Annotated in this window: 18 protein-coding genes; 17 read left to right on the top strand and 1 reads right to left on the bottom strand. The window is 64.0% G+C overall.

Annotated features, from left to right (window positions below):
* Nucleotide 1 precedes the first annotated feature (1 nt).
* From HNP46_RS09045 to dctD, 13 genes are all read left to right on the top strand, one after another.
* Complete coding sequence (locus HNP46_RS09045) at nucleotides 2-1,171, top strand: acyltransferase family protein (protein ID WP_184587934.1); 1,170 nt, start codon at nucleotides 2-4, stop codon at nucleotides 1,169-1,171.
* A gap of 34 nt (nucleotides 1,172-1,205) precedes the next feature.
* On the top strand, nucleotides 1,206-2,240 hold the full coding sequence (gmd, locus tag HNP46_RS09040; RefSeq protein ID WP_184587932.1) for a GDP-mannose 4,6-dehydratase: 1,035 nt from the start codon (nucleotides 1,206-1,208) through the stop codon (nucleotides 2,238-2,240).
* Between the two features lie 69 nt (nucleotides 2,241-2,309).
* A complete protein-coding gene (locus HNP46_RS09035) occupies nucleotides 2,310-3,458 on the top strand; it encodes a glycosyltransferase family 4 protein (protein ID WP_184587930.1) in 1,149 nt (382 codons plus the stop codon).
* Between the two features lie 95 nt (nucleotides 3,459-3,553).
* Complete coding sequence (locus HNP46_RS09030; RefSeq protein ID WP_184587928.1) at nucleotides 3,554-4,696, top strand: glycosyltransferase; 1,143 nt, start codon at nucleotides 3,554-3,556, stop codon at nucleotides 4,694-4,696.
* Between the two features lie 163 nt (nucleotides 4,697-4,859).
* Nucleotides 4,860-5,831, top strand: a complete 972-nt coding sequence (locus HNP46_RS09025; protein WP_260403118.1) for a glycosyltransferase family 2 protein — start codon at nucleotides 4,860-4,862, stop codon at nucleotides 5,829-5,831.
* Nucleotides 5,832-5,837: 6 nt separating this feature from the next.
* On the top strand, nucleotides 5,838-6,896 hold the full coding sequence (gene rfbB / locus HNP46_RS09020; protein WP_184587926.1) for a dTDP-glucose 4,6-dehydratase: 1,059 nt from the start codon (nucleotides 5,838-5,840) through the stop codon (nucleotides 6,894-6,896).
* Nucleotides 6,893-7,798 (top strand): dTDP-4-dehydrorhamnose reductase, encoded by a 906-nt coding sequence (gene rfbD / locus HNP46_RS09015; protein WP_184587924.1) that lies wholly within the window; start codon nucleotides 6,893-6,895, stop codon nucleotides 7,796-7,798. The genes rfbB and rfbD overlap by 4 nt, the downstream gene beginning before the upstream one ends.
* A complete protein-coding gene (rfbA, locus tag HNP46_RS09010) occupies nucleotides 7,795-8,676 on the top strand; it encodes a glucose-1-phosphate thymidylyltransferase RfbA (RefSeq protein ID WP_184587923.1) in 882 nt (293 codons plus the stop codon). Before rfbD ends, rfbA begins: the two co-directional genes overlap by 4 nt.
* Entirely contained in the window at nucleotides 8,676-9,221 is a 546-nt protein-coding gene (gene rfbC, locus HNP46_RS09005) for a dTDP-4-dehydrorhamnose 3,5-epimerase (RefSeq protein ID WP_184587921.1), read from the top strand. Before rfbA ends, rfbC begins: the two co-directional genes overlap by 1 nt.
* A gap of 74 nt (nucleotides 9,222-9,295) precedes the next feature.
* Nucleotides 9,296-13,270, top strand: a complete 3,975-nt coding sequence (locus HNP46_RS09000) for a rhamnan synthesis F family protein (RefSeq protein ID WP_184587919.1) — start codon at nucleotides 9,296-9,298, stop codon at nucleotides 13,268-13,270.
* Between the two features lie 17 nt (nucleotides 13,271-13,287).
* Nucleotides 13,288-13,899 carry an adenylyl-sulfate kinase gene (gene cysC / locus HNP46_RS08995; RefSeq protein WP_409372425.1) on the top strand — a complete coding sequence of 204 codons (612 nt, stop codon included), beginning with the start codon at nucleotides 13,288-13,290 and terminating at the stop codon, nucleotides 13,897-13,899.
* A 48-nt stretch (nucleotides 13,900-13,947) separates the two neighbouring features.
* The gene (locus tag HNP46_RS08990) at nucleotides 13,948-15,747 is read left to right on the top strand and encodes a sensor histidine kinase (protein ID WP_184587917.1); all 1,800 of its coding nucleotides are present in this window, start codon (nucleotides 13,948-13,950) and stop codon (nucleotides 15,745-15,747) included.
* Entirely contained in the window at nucleotides 15,744-17,141 is a 1,398-nt protein-coding gene (gene dctD / locus HNP46_RS08985; protein WP_184587916.1) for a two-component system response regulator DctD, read from the top strand. Before HNP46_RS08990 ends, dctD begins: the two co-directional genes overlap by 4 nt.
* Before the next feature lie 77 nt (nucleotides 17,142-17,218).
* Here dctD and HNP46_RS08980 read toward each other — a convergent pair whose 3' ends face one another.
* Nucleotides 17,219-17,386 carry a hypothetical protein gene (locus tag HNP46_RS08980; RefSeq protein ID WP_184587915.1) on the bottom strand — a complete coding sequence of 56 codons (168 nt, stop codon included), beginning with the start codon at nucleotides 17,384-17,386 and terminating at the stop codon, nucleotides 17,219-17,221.
* Nucleotides 17,387-17,541: 155 nt separating this feature from the next.
* Here HNP46_RS08980 and HNP46_RS08975 point away from each other — a divergent pair, with 155 nt between their 5' ends.
* From HNP46_RS08975 to HNP46_RS08960, 4 genes are read left to right on the top strand one after another with little or no spacing between them, the layout of a single operon-like run.
* Nucleotides 17,542-18,966 carry a UbiA family prenyltransferase gene (locus HNP46_RS08975; RefSeq protein WP_184587914.1) on the top strand — a complete coding sequence of 475 codons (1,425 nt, stop codon included), beginning with the start codon at nucleotides 17,542-17,544 and terminating at the stop codon, nucleotides 18,964-18,966.
* Entirely contained in the window at nucleotides 18,963-20,288 is a 1,326-nt protein-coding gene (locus HNP46_RS08970; protein WP_184587913.1) for an FAD-binding oxidoreductase, read from the top strand. The genes HNP46_RS08975 and HNP46_RS08970 overlap by 4 nt, the downstream gene beginning before the upstream one ends.
* Entirely contained in the window at nucleotides 20,285-21,025 is a 741-nt protein-coding gene (locus tag HNP46_RS08965) for an SDR family oxidoreductase (RefSeq protein ID WP_184587912.1), read from the top strand. Before HNP46_RS08970 ends, HNP46_RS08965 begins: the two co-directional genes overlap by 4 nt.
* Nucleotides 21,022-22,692, top strand: coding sequence for a hypothetical protein (locus tag HNP46_RS08960; RefSeq protein ID WP_184587910.1), 1,671 nt, complete (start codon nucleotides 21,022-21,024; stop codon nucleotides 22,690-22,692). Before HNP46_RS08965 ends, HNP46_RS08960 begins: the two co-directional genes overlap by 4 nt.
* Nucleotides 22,693-22,702 lie beyond the last annotated feature (10 nt).

Raw genomic sequence — 22,702 nt, 5'->3', positions numbered from 1 at the left:
GATGTGGGTCGAGCTCTCCTATCTGCTTCTGACCATCGTCAATTTCCTTCTTGCCTGCCTGCTGCTGACGCTGCTGGGCAAGCGCCTGGGAATCCATGAAACACAGCAGTCCGGCTTCTCGAGTTCCCTGGAGGTGCTGCGGGGCATGGCTGCGTTCCTGGTGTTTGGCGCGCACTCGACGATGTACTTCGGTCTTGCGCCCAAGCAGGTGATGGCCGCCTCCATGGGCGAGCTCGGCGTACTGCTGTTCTTCATGCTCACCGGGCACCTGTTCTGGAGCCAGATCAAAGCCGGCAAGTACGATGGCAATACATTTTTCATCAAGCGTATCCGTCGACTGGTCCCGATCATGCTCGTGGTCATCGCCACGTTCAGCGTGCTCGACTGGATCATCGGCGGGCTGCCTGTTCCCACGGCGCAGCAACTGCTCAGCCTGTTCCGTAACTTCGGCTTCGGATTTGGCAAGGTGGTCGCCAGCACCGGCGACGTCAACGATGTGTTCACCAAGGACATGTACCTGCGGATCAATACGATCTGGACATTGCGCTGGGAGTGGCTGTTCTATCTCTGCCTGCCACTGGTAGCCGCACTGGCTCGATTCCGCTACGTCACGCTGTTCGCCGTTGCCGTGATCCTGCTGTTCATGGATCCCTTTCAGATTCGCGCAGGCGGCACCGATGCGGTGTTCGTACTGGCATTCTGGCTGGGCGCGCTCAGCCGCTCGCTGGAAGACTTCAGTGGTACCTGGCTGGCACCCCTGTTCAGCCGGTCGGGCAGTCTGCTGGCGCTGCTTATCGGTATCGCGGCAACCGGCTACTATCTTCTCGGTGGCCCGGAGCTTGTTCAGAAGAACGTTCGCGTTCCGGTCATGATCTTCACGATTTATCCCGTGTTCCTCTATTTCGTCGTGAGCAAGCGCTTCCCGGATCGACTGGCCATGCCATCGTTCCAGCTGGTGGGCAAAGTCAGCTACTCCTTCTATCTGTGGCATCTGGGCGTCAACTACTTCGTGGTGCGCATCATGGCTCGGCTGTTCGAACAGCCCCAATCACCCACGGCATTCGCCCTCACCTGCATGGCCATGATGGCCATCGGAGTGACGATTTCGGCGTTCACCTATCGTTTCGTCGAAGAACCATTCCTCAAGAAAAGCAAGCACAACACTATTTGAAACAGCACTACGAAGGAGCTAAGCAGGAGGATCTATGAAAACCGCACTGATTACCGGCATTACTGGACAGGATGGCGCTTACCTGGCGCAACTGCTGCTGGAGAAGGGCTACACCGTCTACGGAACCTATCGCCGGACCAGCTCCGTCAACTTCTGGCGCATCGACGAACTGGGCATCAGCCAGCATCCGAACTTGCACCTGGTCGAATATGATCTGACCGATCTCTCCGCCAGTATCCGTCTGCTGCAGAACACCCAGGCCACCGAAGTCTACAACCTGGCGGCACAGAGCTTCGTCGGCGTGTCCTTCGACCAGCCTGCCACTACCGCCGAAATCACTGGCGTGGGTGCATTGAACCTGCTCGAAGCGATCCGCATCGTCAATCCGAAGATCCGCTTCTACCAGGCGTCGACCTCGGAAATGTTCGGCAAGGTCCAGGCTATTCCGCAGAAGGAAGACACGCCGTTCTATCCGCGCAGTCCCTATGGTGTCGCCAAGCTCTACGCGCACTGGATCACCATCAACTATCGCGAGAGCTACGGCATCTTCGGCAGCAGCGGCATCCTGTTCAACCACGAGTCGCCGCTGCGTGGCCGCGAATTCGTCACCCGCAAGATCACCGACTCCGTTGCCAAGATCAAACTCGGCAAGCTGGACGTACTGGAACTCGGCAACCTGGACGCCAAACGCGACTGGGGCTTCGCCAAGGAGTACGTGGAGGGCATGTGGCGCATGCTGCAGGCTGACGAGCCGGACACTTTCGTCCTGGCCACCAACCGCACCGAGACTGTCCGCGACTTCGTGAGCATGGCCTTCAAGGCTGCCGGCATCGAAATCCGCTTCGAAGGCAGCGCCGAGAGCGAAGTCGGCATCGACGCGGCCAGCGGAAAGACCCTGGTGCGTATCAATCCGAAGTTCTATCGCCCGGCCGAAGTGGAACTGCTGATCGGCGATCCGGCGCACGCCCGCAAGACCCTGGGCTGGGAGCCCAAGACCAGCCTGGAAGAGCTGTGCAAGATGATGGTCGAGGCCGACCTGCGTCGCAACGAAGCAGGATTCTCGTTCTAAGCCACTGCTCGGGGCGCGTCGACCGGACGCGCCCACGCTTTCCCTCGTCTATTCAACCAGGAGACCCGCATGCGCGTTGGTCTGGGAGTTACCGTCTGGGCCAAAGGCAGCGCTGCTGGTCATCTCGATGGAATCGGGGTCTATACCCGTGCCCTGTGGCACGCGTTGAGCCAGCAGGCACGGCAGCCCGGCGCCGACCTGTCATTGCGCCCATTCGCCTTCGGACAGTCTCTGCCAGCGCTGGATTGCGGCACCCCTGCGCACCTGGGAGTTCGATTCTCCACCCATGCGCTGCGCAGCACGCTACTGGGTGCGCCGCGCAACCTGTCGCGGCAGGTTGCAGAGCAGGTCGATCTGTTCCACGCCACTGACCACCATATCCCCCGGCTGGCGGGAACGCCGGTGGTCGCCAACGTGATGGATCTGATACCACTGCTGCATCCGGAGTGGGCCGCTGCCAATCTGCGGGCACTGAAGAATTGGCTGTTTACCCGCACGGTGCACAGTGCAGACCACATCATCACCATCTCCGAGTACAGCAAGCGCGATCTGGTCGAGCATCTGGGCATTGCACCCGAGCGAATTTCGGTAACCCCCCTGGGAGTTTCGCCGGAATACTTCGAGGAAATGCCCAGGCCGCTGATCGACCAGACCTTGGCCAAGCTCGGCCTGCAGCCAGGCTTCTTTCTGTTCATCGGTACCCTGCAACCTCGCAAGAACCTGCTCCGCGTGCTTCAGGCGCACCAGTCGCTGCCCGCAGCCATGCGTCGCCAGCATCCACTGGTCATCGTTGGTCGTACTGGCTGGAAGTCCGACGCCCTGCTTGCCGAACTCGACGCACTGGAGCGACGGGGCGAAGGCCGCCGTTTCGAGTATCTGCCAGGCACGACGGTGCACGCGCTGTTGCAGAGTGCCGCTGCGCTGGTCTTCCCGTCACTCTACGAAGGCTTTGGACTGCCGGTGATCGAAGCATTCGCGGCCCGTTGCGCCGTCATCACCTCCAATACCACCTCGCTGCCGGAAGTGGCCGGCGATGCGGCCCTGCTCGTCGATCCCACGCAAAGCGAAGCGATAGCCGCAGCGATGATCGAACTGCTGGAGCAACCGGAAAACACCGCGCATCGCGTCAAGCTCGGTGTGGAACGCGCCCGTCAGTATTCCTGGGATGCCTGCGCGAGGAAGACGCTGGACGTGTATCGGCATGTCGGCCATGCCTGACTGACCGCGAGAGTCCACGCAGGGCATGTAACTTCCTGCGCCTTTCCTTTGTCCTATCCGCCGCTAAGCTGAACGATGCCCTCGCGAGACGAAACATGGCGAACAAACGAGTCCTGCTGGTCAACAAGTACTATGCACCCTCTACCGGCGGAATCGAAACGGCCGTCAAGCAATACGCCCACTGGTACAGCGAGAGCGGGCACGAGGTCACCGTGCTCTGCTGCGCCAACCAGCGCCTGATGCGCAGCCAGAATGAATCGATCGACGGCATACGCGTCCTGCGCGCCGCATCGCTGGGCAATCTGCTGTCGGTTCCCCTGAGCTTCGCCTTCTTCTGGCATTTCCTGCTGCTGGCGCGAAAAGCCGATATCACCCATATCAACCTGCAGTTCCCTTCCGCCAGCCTGGCACTGTGGCTGGGTGCCTGGCTGATCAACGGCAAGACCGTCGTCAGCTATCACTGCGACGTTTACCGCCAACGCTATCTCAAGCGTTTGACCTATCTGTTCGACCGTTTTGCCGTGCGCCGGGCCGACCTCGTCATCACCGGCAGTCCAGCCTTGCGACAGCATTCCGAAGTCCTGCGCGACATTACCCGGGAAATAGCGCCGCTGCCTTACACCGTGGACCTGCAGCACGTGGAGCGTTGCCTGGCCGGCTCGGCAAGATACGTTCTACCCGAGCATTTCGAACGCGAAGGCTACTGCGTGTTCTTTGGCCGGCTGGTGAGCTACAAGGGCACCGAAGCGCTGGATGCCGCCTTTCGCCAATTGATGGCAAATGGCGCCCAGGTGAATCTGCTGGTATTCGGCGTCGGCCCCGAGGAACAGCGCTTCTGGAAGCTCGCCGAGGAATTCCCGGAGCGAATGCACTTCATCAATGACTTCGTCAGCGATGTCGACAAGTACCACCTGATCCGCAACTCACGGGTGTTCCTGTTCCCGTCGGTCTATTACTCCGAGGCATTCGGAATTGCCCAGCTGGATGCCATGGCCTGCGCCAGGCCGGTGATCAACTGCTGGCTGGAGACTGGCGTGAACTGGGTCGCCCCGAACGAGGAAGCGGCAGTGACCGTGGAGGCCGGCAATCCGGAAAAACTGGCGGAAGCGATCATGGGCCTGCTTAACGATCCAGCACATCTCGCATCGCTCGGGCAAGGGGCGCTACAGCGCTGCAGGACCCTGTTTGCCGAAGACAGGGTCCGGGCCCGCTTCATCGAGCTGGTCAGGCAGCTCTGAGCTGCCGCCGGATTGACCGGCAGGTGGCTTTGAATCCGCCACCTGATCCGGAGCTAAATTGACTGACCAGTCATCCGCATACGGGGTTGCCGGCCCGCAACGTAGACACTTATCCTGCGTCATATAAGCGATAAATAACTAATAAGAAGCAGGGGATGCCGCTTTGAAAAGACAGCATTCGGCTCTCGCCATGTCTTGCACAACCCCCAACCGCTCAGCCAGGGTCGCGATACTGCTCTCGACCTACAACGGCGCCGCCTACCTTCGCGAGCAGTTGGAATCTCTGATCGCCCAGACGTGCCAGGACTGGGTCATTCATGCCTCGGACGACGGTTCCAGTGATGCGACGCTGGCTATCCTGCAGGAGTATCGGCAGAGGCTTGGCAACGACCGCCTGCACGTCCATGCCGGCCCACGCCAGGGCTTTGCCGCCAACTTCCTGTCTGCGATCGGGCGTGCCAGGGAAGAAGCCGACTTCTTCGCCTTCTGCGACCAGGATGACCTGTGGGAGCCCGACAAGCTGCAACGCGGCCTTGCCTGGGCGATGTCGCAACAGTCCGATCGCCCCCTGCTCTATTGCTCCAGGACCCGACTGATCGACTCCGCCGGGCAGCCCATCGGCCTGTCGCCGCTGTTCCGTCGTGCGCCCAGCTTCGCCAATGCCCTGGTGCAGAGCATCGCTGGCGGCAACACCATGCTGTTCAATGGACTGACGGCGGAGCTGCTCTGCCGTACGCCGCGCCACGTGCCGATCATTTCCCATGACTGGTGGGCCTATATCCTGGTCAGCGGATGCGGCGGAAAGGTGCATTACGACGAACATCCGGCGATCAACTACCGCCAGCACGGCAATAACCTGATAGGCTCGAATTCGAGCGTCAAGGACCGATTCGTTCGTCTGCAACGCATGCTCAAGGGAACGTTCCGACACTGGAACGACGTGAATCTGGAGGCCGTTTCTCACTTCAGGGAGCACCTGACCCAGGAGAACCAGCAGATCCTCGAGTTGTTCGGCAGTGCGCGCAACGCACCGCTGTATCGCAAGCTGTCGCTGATCAGCCAGTCAGGGGTTTACCGACAAACGCTTCCCGGCAACCTCGGACTGGTTGCCGCATCGCTCATTCAGAGGCTGTGACCCCCCATGACGATCCTCGTAACAGGAAGCGCCGGCTTCATCGGCTCCAATTTCGTGCTCGACTGGCTGGCTGGCCAGGACGAGACCGTCGTCAGCCTGGACAAGCTGACCTACGCCGGCAACCGCGAGAACCTCGCCAGCCTTGACGGCGACTCCCGTCACCACTTCATTCACGGCGACATCGGCGACACCCGCCTGGTCGCCGCACTGCTGGAGCAGTACCAGCCCCGCGCGGTGCTGAACTTCGCCGCCGAGTCCCATGTGGACCGCTCGATCCTCGGCCCGGAAGACTTCATCCAGACCAACGTGGTCGGCACCTTCCACCTGCTCGAAGCAGTGCGTGCCTACTGGAACGCACTGGAGGAAGAAGCCAGAGCGCAGTTCCGCTTCCTCCACGTCTCCACCGACGAGGTCTACGGCACCCTGGAGCCCCAGGCGCCGGCCTTCACCGAACAGCACCCGTACCAGCCCAACAGCCCCTACTCGGCGTCCAAGGCCGCGTCCGACCACCTGGTCCGCGCCTACCACCACACCTACGGCCTGCCGGTCCTGACCACCAATTGCTCGAACAACTACGGGCCCTATCACTTCCCCGAGAAGCTGATTCCCCTTGTGATCCGCAACGCCCTGGCCGGCGCGCCCCTGCCGATCTACGGCGACGGCCAGCAGATCCGCGACTGGCTGTACGTCAAGGACCACTGCAGCGCCATTCGCCGGGTACTGGAAGCCGGTCAGGTGGGCGAGACGTACAACGTCGGTGGCTGGAACGAGAAAGCCAACCTGGACGTGGTCCACCACATCTGCGACAGCCTCGACCGCGAGTCGCCGCGCGCCGATGGTCGCAGTTATCGCGAGCAGATCAGCTTCGTCAAGGACCGCCCCGGCCACGATCGGCGCTATGCCATCGACGCTTCCCGGCTGGAGCGTGAACTGGGCTGGAAGCCGGCGGAGACCTTCGAGACCGGCATCGCCAAGACCGTGCGCTGGTACCTGGACAACCAGGCCTGGGTCGAGAACGTCGCCAGCGGCGCCTATCGGGAGTGGCTCAGCCAGCAGTACGCATGAAAGACATCCTGATTCTGGGCAGCAACGGCCAGGTGGGCTGGGAGCTGCAGCGCGCCCTCGCGCCCCTGGGGCGGGTGACGGCCTGCGACCGCCAACTCGGCAACCTGGAAGACCTCGACGGCCTGCGCGCGCTGGTGCGGGCTCAGCGCCCTTCCCTGATCGTCAACGCGGCGGCCTACACCGCAGTGGACAAGGCGGAAGCCGAGAGCGAGCGGGCTCAGCGGGTGAACGCCGAGGCGGTCGGATTGCTGGCCGAACTGGCCCGGGAGCTGGACGCCTGGCTGGTGCACTACTCCACCGACTACGTATTCGATGGCCGCGAAGGCCCGGCCTTTCGCGAAGAAGACCCGACGGCTCCGCTGAACGCCTATGGCCGGAGCAAACTGGCCGGCGAGCAGGCGATCCGCGCCAGCGGCTGCCGTCACCTGATCCTGCGGACCAGTTGGGTGTTCGCCGCACGCGGCGCCAACTTCGCCAAGACCATGTTGCGCCTGGCCGACGAGCGGGAGGAGCTGCGCATCGTGGCCGACCAGATCGGCGCGCCCACCAGCGCCGAGCTGATCGCCGACGTCACCGCCCAGATGCTGGCCCGGCTTAACACCCATCCACAGCCCGACAGCCTTGGCGGCCTCTATCACCTGGCCGCCAGCGGTGAGGTCAGCTGGCACGGCTACGCCCGTTTCGTCATCGACGAAGCGACACGGCTGGGACTGCCGCTGCGTACCGACGCGGAGCACGTCTTGCCGATCATGACCCAGGACTACCCATTACCCGCTCCTCGTCCCGCCAACTCCCGGCTGGATACCAGCCGGTTGCGCTCGACCTTCGGCATTACCCTGCCAGACTGGCAGTTCCACGTCCGGCGCATGCTGGTTGAGCTGATCGGAGAAAGACTCGCATGAAGCGCAAGGGCATCATTCTCGCCGGCGGCTCCGGCACCCGTCTGCACCCGGCCACCCTCTCGGTGTCCAAGCAACTGCTGCCGGTCTACGACAAGCCGATGATCTACTACCCACTGAGCACCCTGATGCTGGCGGGCATCCGCGAAATCCTGATCATCTCCACCCCCCAGGACACGCCGCGCTTCCAGCAGTTGCTGGGCGACGGCAGGCGTTGGGGCGTAGAGCTGCAGTACGCGGTGCAGCAGTCCCCGGAGGGCCTGGCGCAGGCCTTCATCATCGGCGCGGACTTCGTCGGCGACAGCCTCAGCGCCCTGGTACTGGGCGACAACATCTACCACGGCCATGACTTCCAGGAGCTGCTGGTCAACGCCATGCAGCGCGAAAGCGGCGCCAGCGTGTTCGCCTACCACGTGCACGATCCGGAACGCTACGGCGTGGTCGAGTTCGACCGCTTCGGCAAGGCCATCAGCCTGGAAGAAAAACCGACCACCCCGAAGTCCAACTACGCGGTGACCGGCCTGTACTTCTACGACCAGCACGTCGTCGAGATCGCCAGGAGCATCCGCCCCTCGGCCCGCGGCGAGCTGGAGATCACCGACGTCAACCGCGTCTACCTGGAGCGCGGCGACCTGTCGGTGGAGATCATGGGCCGCGGCTACGCCTGGCTCGACACTGGTACCCACGAATCGCTGCTGGAAGCCAGCCAGTTCATCGCCACCCTGGAAAACCGCCAGGGGCTCAAGGTCGCCTGTCCCGAGGAAATCGCCTTCCGCCAGGGCTGGATCAGCGCCGAGGAACTACAGAACCTGGCCGCCCCGCTCGCCAAGAGCGGCTATGGCCTCTACCTCCAACGCCTTCTGACGCAAACGGTCTACTGATGAAAGTCACCCCGCTGGCGATTCCCGATGTCCTGCTCCTCGAACCCCAAGTGTTCGGCGACAGCCGCGGCTTCTTCTTCGAAAGCTTCAATCAGCGCAAATTCGAGCAGGCTCTGGGGCACACGGTCGAATTCGTCCAGGACAACCATTCCCGCTCAGCCCGCCACGTGCTGCGCGGCCTGCATTACCAGATCAATCAGGCGCAGGGAAAACTGGTACGCGTGGTCCAGGGCGAGGTGTTCGACGTCGCCGTCGACCTGCGGCGCCGCTCACCGACTTTCGGGCGTTGGGTCGGCCAGCTGCTGAGCGCCGAGAACAAGCGGCAGATGTGGATTCCCGAGGGCTTCGCCCACGGCTTCGTGGTCACCAGCGAGAGCGCCGAGTTCCTCTACAAGACCACCGACTTCTGGGCGCCCGAACATGAGCGCTGCATCGCCTGGGACGACCCGGAGCTGGCCATCGAATGGCCGCTGCAGGGCGAACCCGAGCTGTCCGGCAAGGATCGCCTGGGCGTCAGCCTGGGTGAGGCCGAACTCTTCGACTGACCCCGGGCCGCCTGTCTGGGCGGCGAGATCGCCCATAACAAGAACCACGGCAACAAGAACCACGGAGATTCAGCGTGCAAGAGCGTCAACGGGCCATCGTCGTACTTGGCATGCACCGCAGCGGTACCAGTGCGATCGCCAGGGGGCTCACGACTCTGGGCGTGGACCTGGGCGACAACCTGATGCCGGCCGCGCAAAGCAACAACGAGCGCGGTTTCTGGGAAGACCAGGAAATCGTCGACATCAACACCGATGTGCTCGGGGCGCTCGGGCATACCTGGCACTCGCTGCGACCACTGGATGCGCAGCAGCTCGCCAGCTTCGACGGCTCCGACTTGCAGGAACGCGCGCTCAACTACCTGCGCGAATACTTCGCCGATACCCCGATCCTCGGTTTGAAGGATCCGCGCATCTCGCTGCTGCTGCCCTTCTGGCTGCGCGTGTTCGAACGGGCCGGCATCGAGCCGGCCTTCGTCCTGAGCCTGCGCCACCCGTTGAGCGTCGCGAGCTCGCTGCACAAGCGCGACGGCTTCAGCGAAGCCAAAGGGCTCTACCTGTGGCTCGACTACATGCTGCAGGGGCTGCGCTACAGCCGCGGCCAGCACGCGGCCGTGCTCAGTTACGACCAGTTGATGGGCGACCCGGCCCAGCAGATCCTGCGCCTGGGCAAACAACTGGGGCTGCCTGCCCCCACACAATCACAGCTCGACGATTACATCGAGAAGTTCCTCAGTACCGACCTGCAGCACAGCCAGTTTTCCGCCGACGGCCATGACCTGATCGACCGCGCTCCCGACGAGGTACGCGAGTGCTTCGACCTGCTGCAGCGGCTGGCCAGCGACGAACTGCCCCTTGACGCCCCCGAGACCCTGAGCCGGATCGATCGGCTGAGCGAGCGCTGTAAGGCACTACGCTCTACCCTGGAGGCCCTGCACCAGCAGGACTGCCTGCACAGCGAAGTGCTGCAGGAGTCCCACGCCACCATCGACAGCCTGCAGTTCGTGATTGCCCGGCAGAGCCTGGAACTGGAGGACGCGCAACAACGGCTGAACGAAATTGCCCGGCTCTCGGCCAATCTGGAGCACAGCCAGTCGCTGCTGGCCGGTGCGCAACGCTCGCTGGACGAAATCCAGCGCTCGGTCTCCTGGACCCTGACCAAACCCCTGCGCTTCGCCTCCCGGCTGGCCCGCGGGCGGCGCGGTGAAGCGCTGGTCAGCCTGCGCAACTACCTGCACCAGGTGGGGCGCTCCATTTACTGGCGCATTCCTCCCGCCCAGCGCGAGCGCCTGTTGCTGACCGCCTACCGCCGCTTCGGCTTCGCCTTCAACGGGCTGGGGCATTACGAACGCTGGAAGCGCCAGCTGGAGCAGCAGGCGCAACCCGCGGCGCACTGGCCGACCGAACTGACCGACATCTACCAGATCGCTCCGTGTGACGCCCTGGAGGGCCGCATCGCCATCCACCTGCACATGTACTACAGCGACCTGGCCGAGGAATTCCGCAGCTACCTGAGCCACATGCCGTTCCCTTACGACCTCTACGTCTCGGTCAAGGACGAGGTCGGACTGCGCGCCTGCAAGGCCCAGTTCGCCAACCTGCCGCAGCAGGGCACCCTGCAGGTCGAGATCGTCCCCAACCGCGGACGGGACATCGCGCCGATGTTCTGCCAGTTCGGCGCAGTACTGCAGCAATACGACTACCTGTTGCACCTGCACAGCAAGAAATCACTGTTCAACAACGGTGCCACCGATGGCTGGCGCGAGTACCTGTGCCAGAGCCTGGCCGGCAGCGAACGGCAGATCCGCTCGATCTTCCAGCTGTTGTCGTCGCGCCAGGCCGGCATCGTCTATCCGCAGAACTTCGAGCGACTGCACTACGTCGCCAATACCTGGTTGGCCAACCGCGCCATGGGTCATCAGTGGTGCCAGCGCCTGGGCATCAGCGACATTCCGGAAAGCTATTTCCACTTCCCCGCCGGCAGCATGTTCTGGGCCTCGCGCGAGGCACTGGCGCCGCTGTTCGCAGCCGGCATCAGCCTGGATGACTTCGCCGAAGAGGCCGGCCAGACCGACGGCACCTTCGCCCATTGCCTGGAGCGCCTGCTGGTGCTGACCAGCCGCAGCCAGGGCCTGCCACCTGCCATTCTGCGCTGCCAGCACTCGAACTCCTGGTCAGCCTGGCGCTTCGACAGCTACCTGGCGCGCAGTGAACAGGACCTGCAACGGCAGATCGCCAATCCTGCCATCAGGACGGTCGCCTTCGACATCTTCGATACCCTGCTGCTGCGCCCGCTGCTCGATCCCGAATCGATCAAGCGCCTCACGGCCCAGCGGGTCGACAAGGGCACCGCGGAAAAGTACCTGCGCTACCGCGCCGTCGCCGAGGCCCGGGCCCGGGAAAAAGCCGGCCGCGACATCACCACCGCGGAAATCTTCGACGAACTGGGACGCCTGGCCGGCATCGAGAAAGGCACCCTCCAGGCCCTGCGCCAGCGCGAGGAGGAAACCGAGTTCGCCTGCGTCACGCCGCGCCCCGAGAGCATTGCCCTGCTGCGCTACGCCAAGCGCCTGGGCAAGCGTGTGGTGCTGCTCAGCGACATGTTCCTGCCGCAACCGGTGATCACCGCCATGCTGCAGAAAGCCAGGATCCTGCAGTGGGACAAGCTGTACATCTCCGGCGAAGTCGGCGTGCGCAAGGACACTGGGCAGCTCTACGAACTGGCCCTGCGCGAGGAACAGCTGCTGCCCGAGCAGATGCTGATGGTCGGCGACAACGAGCGCTCCGACGTACAGATCCCCGGCGATATGGGTATGGAGCTGCTGCATGTGCTCAAGCCCGTGGACCTGGCGCGGGGCCTGCCGCACTGGAGTCGCCTGGTGGAAAACACCCGAGGCCGCGACGACCTCAGCGCCGAACTCGCCCTGGGCCTGCTGCTGCGTCGCAACTTCGCCAAGATCGCCTTCGGCACCTTCCGCCCGGCTGCCTTCTCCCAGGGCTCGGCAGAACTGCTGGGCTACAACGTGGTCGGACCGCTGCTCACTCACTTCGTCACCTGGCTGCGCGAGCGTGCCGAGCGCGACGGCATCGAGCGACTGTACTTCCTCTCCCGCGAAGGCAAGCTGCTCAAGGCCGCGTTCGACCTGTGGGCGGCCCGCGAACCCGGCACAGCGGCGTCCCACTACCTGGTGCTGTCGCGGCGGGCGGTGAGCGTGCCGCGTCTGCGCAGCTTCGACGACGTCCTGACCCTGGCCCGCCCCAACTACTTCTCCGGCACCCTGGAAAACCTGCTGGCGGCCCGCTTCGGCGTGGCTCTGACCGAGGAAGAGTTGCTCGACCTGGAAGCCCGTGGCTTGTGGAGCGCCGGGCGGCTGCTGGATATCGGCAACAATGACGTCAGCCATATCGAGCCGGTGCTGCGTCACCTCCTGCCGCGGATACTGGCCCAGGCCGAGCTCGAGGCCCCGGCGCTGCAGCGCTACCTGGAAGACTCCGGACTGACCACTGCCGGCGCCCTGGCGGTGGTCGATGTCGGCTATTCCGGCACCATCCAGCGCCATCTGAACGCCTGGCTGGAGAGACCGGTCAACGGCTACTACATGGTCACCGACGAGCTGGTCGATGCTTTCGCGAGTGACGCCAGGGTCTTCGCCGACGGTTGCTTCTCCGACCGAGTGTCCCGGGCCAGTCGTGGCAACTGCAGCCTGTTCGACCAGAACTTCCTGCTCGAGCAGTTGCTCAGCGCCGACGACGCCCAGATCAACCATTACCAGCTGGAAGCCGACGGCACACTGCTGGCTCGTTTCCAGGGGCTGGGCGAGGAAGAGCTGGCGGCGCGTGAAATCCGCCAGCAGATTCAGGGCGGAGCCCTGGCGTACCTGCAGGACGTGCTGGATATCCGTGCCACCCTTCACTCAGACTTCCTGCCGCCGCGGGATCTGGCCAAGGACATCTGGTCGACCTTCAGCGTCAGCCCCGATGAAGAAGAGCGCAAGCTGCTCAAGCGCCTGGTACTGGACGACCACTATTGCGGTCGCGGACTGGTCAGTTGAGCGCAAGCAAGGAACCCCTGCCGAACATGAGCAACAACGAGAATATCCGCTGGCACGCCGGCCGCCTGAGCAGCGAAGAACGCGCCACCCGCATGCGCCAGCACCCGGCCACGCTCTGGCTGACCGGCCTGAGCGGCTCGGGCAAGTCGACCCTGGCCTTCGCCCTGGAATATGCCCTGCACGAGCTGGGCTACTCCGCCGTGGTGCTGGACGGCGACAACGTCCGCCATGGCCTGTGCAAGGACCTGGGCTTCAGCCACGCGGACCGTACCGAGAACATCCGCCGGGTCGCTGAAGTGGCGAACCTGATGAACGATGCCGGGCTGATCGTCATCACCTCGTTCATCTCGCCGTTCCGCGAGGACCGCGAGCAGGCGCGCAGGATCATCGGCGAGGAGCGCTTCCGCGAGATCCACCTGAGCACCGATCTCAGCGTCTGCGAGGAGCGCGATCCCAAGGGCCTCTACAAGAAGGCACGGGCCGGCAAGCTGCCGGACTTCACCGGCATCGGCTCGCCCTACGAGGAGCCGCTGGAGCCCTTCGAGCGCATCGACACCGATCGCCTGAGCCTGGACGAGAGCATCGCGCGCCTGATGAAACTGCTGCAGCTGCAGCCCGTCGAGCGCTGATCGGTGTAGCATCGGTGGCGCAAACCACCGTCTGCGATGTAAGCCGCCTTGAATCCACACCTGACCCGCTGGCAATCGCTGGCCCTGCTGGCGCTGCTGCTCGCTCCGCTGCTCTGGCCGCTGCATCACTTCGCCCAGCGCTACTACAGCGAGCAACTCGCCGAGCAGAACCAGCAGACCCTCGACCTCTACGTCGCCAACCTGCTCGGCACGCTGCGGCGCTACGAGGACCTGCCGCCGATCCTCGGCGAGCTGCCGACCCTGCGCGCCGCGTTGCAGGCGCCTGACAGCGTCAGCGCGCAGAGCGCGGCCAACCTCGAGCTGCAGCGCATCCGCGGGCGTACCGGCGCCGACGTCATCTATCTGATCCAGGCCGACGGCATGACCCACGCCGCCTCCAACTGGGACCAGCCGGACAGTTTCGTTGGCCGCAACTTCGCTTTCCGCCCCTACTACAAGGAGGCGACGCAGGGCCGCCAGGGCCGCTTCTTCGGCCTGGGCACCACCTCCAAGCGGCGCGGTTACTATTTCGCCAGCGACGTCCGCGACGGCGGCAAGCTGCTCGGCGTGCTGGTGGTGAAGGTCGATCTCGAACACATGGAGCAGCTCTGGGGCAGCACCCCGGAACAGTTGCTGGTAATGGACTCCAACGGTGTGGTGATCCTCTCCTCGAGCAATGCCTGGCGCTTCCACACCGCCAAGGAGCTCTCGCCCGCCAAGCAGCGCGAGATCGCCGAGAACATTCCCTACCCGGTGCTGCACCCGGCGCCGCTGAAGATCGACCAGCGACGCTGGATCAGCCAGAGTCGCAACCTGCCGGAAACCGGCTGGACCGTGAGCATCTATACCCCGCGTACCCAGGTCGACGCGCCAGTACGCAGCGTCGTGCTGATCGGCGCAGCAACCCTGGTGGCTCTGCTTCTATTGCTGTCGCTGCTGACCATCAGCCGCCGCCACTACCTGGAACGCATCGCCCTGGAGGCCCAGGCCAAGCACGAGCTGGAGCTGCGTGTACAGGAACGCACCCAGGAGCTGGAAGACGCCAACACGCGGCTGCTGGAGGAGGTGAGCAACCGCGAGCAGGCCCAGCGCGAGCTGATGCACGCCCAGGACGAAGTGGTGCAGGCCGGCAAACTCACTGCCCTGGGCACCATGTCCGCCAGCATCAGCCACGAACTCAACCAGCCGCTGGCGGCGATCCGCAGCTACGCCGACAACGCCCGCGTGCTGCTCGACCACGAGCGCTACGACGACGCCCGCGGCAACCTGCAGCAGATCGGCGAGCTGACCGGGCGCATGGCCTCGATCATCGGCCACCTCAAGGCCTACGCTCGAGGCGCCCGCCGCGCACCGGAGAACGTCGCCCTGCAGCCGGCGATCAACGACGCCCTGGCGCTGGTCGCCCAACGCCGCCAGGCGATGAACGTGGAGTTGCTGCGCGACCTGCCCGACGCGGCGATCTGGGTCCAGGCCGGCGAGACGCGGCTGCGGCAGATTCTCTCCAACCTGATCTCCAACGCCCTCGACGCCCTGGCCGAGAAAGGCCTGCCCCGGCGCATCTGGCTGACGGCGCAGCAGACGCCCGAGCGCATCATCCTGTCCCTGCGCGACAACGGCCCCGGCTTCTCCGAACAGGCGCTGGCCCACGCCCGCGAACCCTTCTTCACCACCAAGACCAGCGCCAAGGGCCTCGGCCTGGGTCTGGCGATCTGCGACACGCTGCTGCGCACGCTGGGCGGCCATCTGGAATTGGGCAATCACCCCGAGGGCGGCGCTCTCGTACAATTGCACCTGTTGCCGGGCATTCCCGGCGTGACCCTGACGCCGCAAGAGGAAACCCGCGCATGAGTTCGGTCGAGCCATTCGACGCCACCACCCAGGTCCTGCTGGTCGACGACGACCCGCACCTGCGCCAGGCGCTCTGCCAGACCCTGGACCTCGCCGGCTTCAAGGTGGTCGCCCTGGGGGATGCGCGGCAGATCGACCCGCAGCAGGCCCGCGACTGGCCGGGAGTGATCGTCAGCGATATCCGCATGCCCGGCATCGACGGGCTGCAACTGCTCGAACAGCTGCACGCCCAGGACTCCGGCCTGCCGGTGATCCTGATCACCGGCCACGGCGATGTACCGCTGGCGGTGAAGGCCATGCGCTCGGGCGCCTACGACTTCCTCGAGAAGCCGTTCCCCAGCGACGCCCTGCTCGACAGCGTGCGCCGCGCCCTGGACGTACGCCGCCTGGTGCTGGAAAACCGCAGCCTGCGCCTGGCGCTGTCGGAACAGAAGGAACTGCGCGGCCGCCTGGTCGGCCAGTCGGCGACCATGCAGCGCCTGCAGCAGCAGGTCGCTTCGCTCGCGGCGATCCAGGCCGATGTACTGGTGCTGGGTGAAACCGGCTCCGGCAAGGAAGTGGTAGCCCGCGCGCTGCACGACCTGTCCAGCCGACGCAATGGCCCCTTCGTCGCCATCAATGCCGGCGCGCTGGCCGAGTCGGTGGTGGAAAGCGAGCTGTTCGGCCACGAGCAGGGCGCCTTCACCGGCGCGCAGAAGCGCCGCATCGGCAAGTTCGAGTTCGCCAACGGCGGCACCCTGTTCCTCGACGAGATCGAGAGCATGAGCCTGGACGTCCAGGTGAAGCTGCTGCGCCTGCTGCAGGAGCGCGCGGTCGAGCGCCTGGGCTCCAACCAGCTGATCCCGCTGGACATCCGCATCATCGCCGCCACCAAGGAAGACCTGCGCCTGTCCTCCGATGAAGGCCGCTTCCGCGCCGACCTCTATTACCGCCTGAACGTCGCCAGCCTGCGTATCCCGCCGCTGCGCGAGCGCGGCGACGACATCCTGCTGCTGTTCCAGCATTTCGCCGAGCGCGGCGCCGAGCGCCATGGCCTGACGGCGCGCCCGCTTGATTCCGCCCAGCGCGCGCAGCTGCTCGCCCATGGCTGGCCGGGCAATGTCCGCGAACTGCAGAACGCTGCCGAACGCTATGCCCTCGGGCTGGACCTGGGCCTGGACGAAGCCCATGGCCGGGCCATCGCGGTAGCGCCGGGAGCCGGCCTGAACGAACAGGTGGAATCCTTCGAGCGCTCGCTGATCGCCGCCGAGATGGCACGCGCGCACAACTCCCTGCGCAGCCTCGCCGAAGCGCTCGGCCTGCCGCGCAAGACGCTGCACGACAAGCTGCGCAAGCATGGGCTGATTTTCTCACAGGGCGAGAACGAGACCTCGCGCAACGATCTGGAGGACTGATCGCCGCAGTACCGGCCAGGGGCCATGTATTGCACTTTTCCCCTATTGTGCCCAGGCTCTGCCTCCGCCCGAGCGGCTCAGCCCTGGCTGGCTGTTCTGCAGCGCGCATCGATATCGTCTGGTTCTTCGGTGAGCAGCAGGGTCTCGGCATGTTGTCCGGTGGCTCGCGCGGCAGAGTTACGCAAACCCTGCAAGTCGTTCCATCCCTCATGGCTTGAGGACAGCGCAGGCAACTGGGCCTTCATGACACCCAACAGGCTCCGGGGAGCGGAAGGCTGAGGGCTGTCAAACCAGTGGATTTATCTGTCTCTATCGTTTGGAGTGGCGCTGCAGGTCAAATTTAGGAAGAATCTGTGATCCTGCTTAGCGCCGAGTAGCTGAAAGTACAAAGAGGTAGCGCGTGCCGACACCCCTGGTCATCGATCTGGATGGAACCCTGATTCATAGCGACCTGCTGCTGGAGTCCGGTCTGAGTTTCCTCAAGCATCAGCCCCTGCAGTTCCTCTCGCCGCTGCGCTGGCTCGCTGGAGGCAAGAGCATTCTCAAGTCGCGGCTGGCGCAGGCCGCTCCCGTCGATGTTGCGGTACTGCCTTACAACCAGGCGGTACTGCGCCTGATCGAACGGGAAAAGGCGCAAGGCCGCCCCATCGTCCTGGCCACAGCCAGCCATCGCCACTACGCCGAACAGATCGCCGCGCACCTGGGGGTTTTCGACCAGGTGCTGGCCTCCGACGAGAGCATCAACCTGTCGGCAGACCGCAAGCGTGACGCCCTGGTGCGCGAATACGGCGAAGGTGGCTACGACTACGCCGGCAACTCCCGGGACGATCTGCCGGTCTGGGCCAAGGCGCGCTATGCCTACCTGGTCAACTCCAACGGCAAGATCACCCGGCAGGCGCACCTGAACGGCAACGTCGAAGACGAGCTCAAACCCGATTCCCGGAACCTGCTGCGGCTGTGGATGAAAGCCCTGCGCCTGCACCAGTGGGCGAAGAACGCGCTGATCTTCATTCCCTTGCTGGCCAGCCATCGCCTGCTGGAAATGGACCTGCTGCTCAGCGGCGTGCTCGCCTTCTTCCTGTTCGGCCTTTGCGCCTCCAGCGTCTACATCCTCAATGACCTGCTCGACCTGGAGGACGACCGTCATCACTCCAGCAAATGTCGGCGGCCCTTCGCCAGCGGCGCCCTGTCGATCAGCAGCGGGTTGCTGGCGTTCCCCTTGCTGCTGGGCGGCGCCTTCCTCGGCGCGGCGCTGCTCCTGCCGTGGAAGTTCAGTCTGGCGCTGGCCGCCTACTACCTGCTCACGCTCGCTTATTCGTTCTGGCTCAAGCGTCTGATGACCGTGGACGTGATAGTCCTGGCCATGCTCTACACCTCGCGCATAGTGGCCGGCACCTTCGCCTTTGGCGTCAGGCTGACCTTCTGGATGCTGGCGTTCTCCATGTTCATCTTCCTCAGCCTGGCGCTGGTCAAACGCTATGCCGAGCTCCGCGAAGCGCGATCCCGCGGCAGTGAGGGCAAGACACGCGGGCGCGGCTATTTCCCCGATGACCTGGAGATGATTTCCTCGCTGGGCGCCTCTTCGGGCTACCTCTCGGTCATGGTACTGGCGCTGTACATTCAGGACGGTTCCACGGCCTCCATGTACCACTATCCACAGATCATCTGGCTGGCCTGTCCGCTGCTGCTGTACTGGATTACCCGCATGTGGATGCTGACGCACCGCGGCCTGATGCACGACGACCCGGTGGTGTTCGCCATCAAGGACCGCACCAGCCTGGTGGTCGGAGCGCTGTTCGCGCTGACCTTCTGGGTCGCCGCATGAGCAGGAGCGAACTCTGCTCCTGGGGGCGTTATCCCCAGATACTGCAGCGACGCCATGCCTGTGCCTGGCGCGATGAGCTGGCGGCCAGCCTCGACCTTCTCGCCCGGATTCATCAGACCACCCTGCCCTATGGCAACGGCCGCAGCTATGGCGACAGCTGCCTGGCCAGCAGCGGCGAGCTATTGCAGACCCGACAACTGGACCGCCTGCTCGCCGTCGATTGGGAGACCGGCGTCGTCCGCGCCGAAGCTGGCGTGACCCTGGCCGAACTGATTGCCGTGGCACTGCCGCGCGGCTGGTTCCTGCCGGTGACACCGGGCACCAAGTTCGTCACCTTGGGCGGTGCCGTGGCCAACGACGTGCACGGCAAGAATCACCATGTGCGCGGCACCTTCGGTTGCCACGTCAGGCGCTTCGCCCTGCAGCGCTCGGACCAGCCCGAACCACTGGAGTGCTCCGCCGAGCAGAACCTCGAGCTGTTCCGCGCCAGCATCGGTGGCCTGGGCCTCACCGGCGTCATCGCCTGGGTCGAGCTGCAATTGATGCCGATACGTTCCAGCCTGATCGACAGCACCACGGTGCGCTTCGACTCGCTCGGCGAGTTCTTCAGCCTGTCCGAGGAGTTCGACCACTCCCACGAGTACACGGTTGCCTGGATCGACTGCCTGGCCAAGGGTCCTGCCGCCGGACGAGGCGTATTCTCCGTCGGCAACCACGCCCGCAGTGGCGAGTTGCGGGTCGATGACCGACGACGCCTGAGCATGCCGCTGACTCCGCCCATCTCGCTGATGAACAACCTCAGCCTGCGGATGTTCAACAACACCTATTACGCCCTTCACAAACCCGGCCGGCACACCGGCCAGGGCAGCTACGACCCGTTCTTCTATCCCCTGGACAGCATCCTGCACTGGAACCGCATCTACGGCCGGTCGGGCTTCCAGCAATACCAGTGCGTCATTCCCGCCGGCAGCGCCGAGGAAGCGATGCGGGAAATCCTCGCCAGCATTGCCGCCAGCGGCAGCGGTTCCTTCCTGGCCGTGATGAAGCGCTGCGGCGATGTCCCCTCGCCAGGCCTGCTGTCCTTCCCGATGCCAGGGGTGTCGCTGGCACTGGATTTTCCTCAGCACCACCGTTTGGCCTCGGGCCTGTTCGGGCGCCTCGACCGCATCGTCCGCGAAGCCGGCGGGCGCCTCTATCCCGCCAAGGATGCGCACATGAGTGCCGCTGACTTCCAGGCCTTCTACCCGGCCTGGCAACACGTCGAACAATTGCGCGACCCGGCGCTGCTTTCACACTTCTGGAAACGCGTGACTCAAGCATGAAGAATATCCTGATCATCGGCGCCACTTCCGCCATCGCCAACGCCTGCGCGCGTATCTGGGCCACTGAACAAGCCCGCTTCGTCCTGGTGGCGCGTAACCAACAGAAGCTTGAGCAGGTGGCGGCGGACCTCAGCTCCCGAGGCGCGCGCGAAGTGCAGACCATTTCGCTGGACATGAATGATTTCGCTGCCCACGACGGCATGCTGGGCGAGGCATTCAGTCAGTTGGGCAGGGTCGATGTCTGCCTGATTGCTCACGGTACACTGCCGGACCAGGCACGCTGCGAGCAGGATGTCGAGACGGCTCTGCAGGAGTTCTCCAGCAACGGATTGAGCGTGATTGCCCTGCTGACGCGCCTGGCAAACCGCATGGAAGAACAACGCACCGGTACGATCGCCGTGATTTCCTCCGTCGCCGGCGACCGCGGCCGCCCGTCCAACTATCTGTACGGTACGGCCAAGGCGGCCGTGAGTACCTTCTGCGAGGGCCTGCGGGCTCGCCTGTACAAGGTCGGGGTGCACGTATTGACGATCAAGCCAGGCTTCGTCGATACCCCCATGACCCAGGGGTTGCCGCTGCCACAGGCGCTCGTGGCTCAGCCCGAACAAGTAGGACTGGCCATCGTCCGCGCCGTGGAGAAGCGCAAGGACAGCATCTACGCGCCCTTCTTCTGGGCCGGGATCATGCTGATCATCCGCAGCATTCCCGGTGTGGTGTTCAAGAGAATGTCTTTGTGACGGAGCGGTTCCAGCGCCACAGCTGGATCCTGTTCGCCTGCATCGCGGCGCTCACCCTGATATCGACGCTGATCCTGGGGGCGAGGAATTTTTCTCCCGTCCCCTACCTGGACATGTGGGATGGGTATATCGGCTTCGACATGCGGCTGAATCAGGGTGACCTGAGTGCCTGGACCTATCTGCACAACGAACACCGGATCATCTTTTCGCGCCTGCTGTTCTGGCTGGACATCCATGTCTTCGGTGGGACCACGCTCTTTCTCGTCACCTGCAATTACCTCCTGGCAGGAGCCGCCGTCGCGACTTTCGCCGCGATCATTCGCCACGCCCTGCCTGGAACCGAGTCGCGGCAATCCCGCTGGACGCTTTACGCCGTAATCGCCACCTTCTGCTTCTCGTGGGTCCAGGCCGAGAATCTGAGCTGGGGGTTCCAATCGCAATTCTTCGCCGCCCAACTGTTCCCGCTACTGGCGACCTTCCTGCTCTGGCGCAGCACCCAAGCGAGCGGATACTTCGCGCTCGCCTGCCTGGTCGGTGTGCTCAGTGCGGGTACCATGGCCAATGGCGTGCTGGCGCTGCCCTGCCTACTACTGCTGGCCCTGATCCTGCGGGTCAGTCCTGTACGTCTCCTGATTCTGGCCACGCTCACCACACTGACGATACTGAGCTACTTCCACGGCTACCATTCCAATCCGGAGCATGGCTCGCTGAGCCAGACACTACTCACTCGGCCGTTGGACACCCTCCGCTACGTCGCTCTCTACCTGGGTAATCCCATTGCTCATCTGGGGGCAGGAGCCAGGCTCGGCGAAGTGGCCGGTGTGTTCTTCTGCCTTAGCAGCCTCTATCTGGCCTGGTCCACCGCCCGTCACTGGCGAGAACGCCCCATAGCCCTGTGTCTCCTGGCCTATATCGCCTACCTGGGGGCAACGGCGCTTGGCACGGCGGGAGGACGCCTGATCTTCGGCCTGGAACAGGCCCTGAGTGGCCGCTACGCCACTCCTGCCCTGATGGGCTGGGGTGCATTGCTCATCCTGTTTGCTCAACGATGGGGCAAGCGATTCTCTCAGAACACCGGCCTTCAGATAGCCGCTCTGCTACTGATGCTGGCCTTCCTCCAGCTACAAGTCCACGACTTGAAAAAGCCGGTGGACGAACCTCGCTGGAAAATGCTCGCCGCACTGGCCATCGAAATGGGGGTCAGAGACGAGGCGACCATTCCGTATGTCTACAACATCTTCGACCGGCTGGCCGTCTACGCGAACGACTCCCGACAACGCAACATATCGATCTTTGCCAACCCGGCCATCCGCGATGTTCATGAGCAGCTGGGGCAAAAATTACGGGTACAAGATGTGACGGCCTGTCAGGGCGCCGTCGATGCCACGCCTACGGTGAAGGGCGACGACCAGTTCCTGCAGGTCGTCGGCTGGCTGTATTCGCCGGAATCCGGCCGGGTTCCCGGCAGCCTCTGGATCACCAGTGCAGATGGTACAATCCTCGGCTACGCACTGACCGGATACCCCCGCCCAGACGTTGCCCATGCAATCGATCCGCGCGCCGGGCAAGCAGGCTTTTATGGCTACGTACTGAAATCAACCCTTCCCGCCACGATCAGAATCGTGGCCGAAGATCCCGCTTGTACGCTTGCCGTGCAACTGCACTGAGGTGTTTCGA

The sequence above is a fragment of the Pseudomonas nitroreducens genome (genome assembly GCF_014204515.1).
In the GTDB taxonomy this organism is placed as follows: Bacteria; Pseudomonadota; Gammaproteobacteria; order Pseudomonadales; family Pseudomonadaceae; genus Pseudomonas; species Pseudomonas nitritireducens_A.
This window is presented reverse-complemented; position numbering and strand designations above follow the sequence as displayed.

What these genes read in the sequence shown, in the direction of transcription:
- rfbC (WP_184587921.1), top strand. Translation starts at nt 8,676, where the DNA reads ATGAAAGTCACCCCGCTGGCGATTCCCGATGTCCTGCTCCTCGAACCC.
- HNP46_RS09045 (WP_184587934.1), top strand. Translation starts at nt 2, where the DNA reads ATGTGGGTCGAGCTCTCCTATCTGCTTCTGACCATCGTCAATTTCCTT.
- HNP46_RS09030 (WP_184587928.1), top strand. Translation starts at nt 3,554, where the DNA reads ATGGCGAACAAACGAGTCCTGCTGGTCAACAAGTACTATGCACCCTCT.
- rfbD (WP_184587924.1), top strand. Translation starts at nt 6,893, where the DNA reads ATGAAAGACATCCTGATTCTGGGCAGCAACGGCCAGGTGGGCTGGGAG.
- HNP46_RS08980 (WP_184587915.1), bottom strand. Translation starts at nt 17,386, where the DNA reads ATGAAGGCCCAGTTGCCTGCGCTGTCCTCAAGCCATGAGGGATGGAAC.
- rfbB (WP_184587926.1), top strand. Translation starts at nt 5,838, where the DNA reads ATGACGATCCTCGTAACAGGAAGCGCCGGCTTCATCGGCTCCAATTTC.
- gmd (WP_184587932.1), top strand. Translation starts at nt 1,206, where the DNA reads ATGAAAACCGCACTGATTACCGGCATTACTGGACAGGATGGCGCTTAC.
- rfbA (WP_184587923.1), top strand. Translation starts at nt 7,795, where the DNA reads ATGAAGCGCAAGGGCATCATTCTCGCCGGCGGCTCCGGCACCCGTCTG.
- HNP46_RS08965 (WP_184587912.1), top strand. Translation starts at nt 20,285, where the DNA reads ATGAAGAATATCCTGATCATCGGCGCCACTTCCGCCATCGCCAACGCC.
- dctD (WP_184587916.1), top strand. Translation starts at nt 15,744, where the DNA reads ATGAGTTCGGTCGAGCCATTCGACGCCACCACCCAGGTCCTGCTGGTC.
- HNP46_RS09035 (WP_184587930.1), top strand. Translation starts at nt 2,310, where the DNA reads ATGCGCGTTGGTCTGGGAGTTACCGTCTGGGCCAAAGGCAGCGCTGCT.
- HNP46_RS08970 (WP_184587913.1), top strand. Translation starts at nt 18,963, where the DNA reads ATGAGCAGGAGCGAACTCTGCTCCTGGGGGCGTTATCCCCAGATACTG.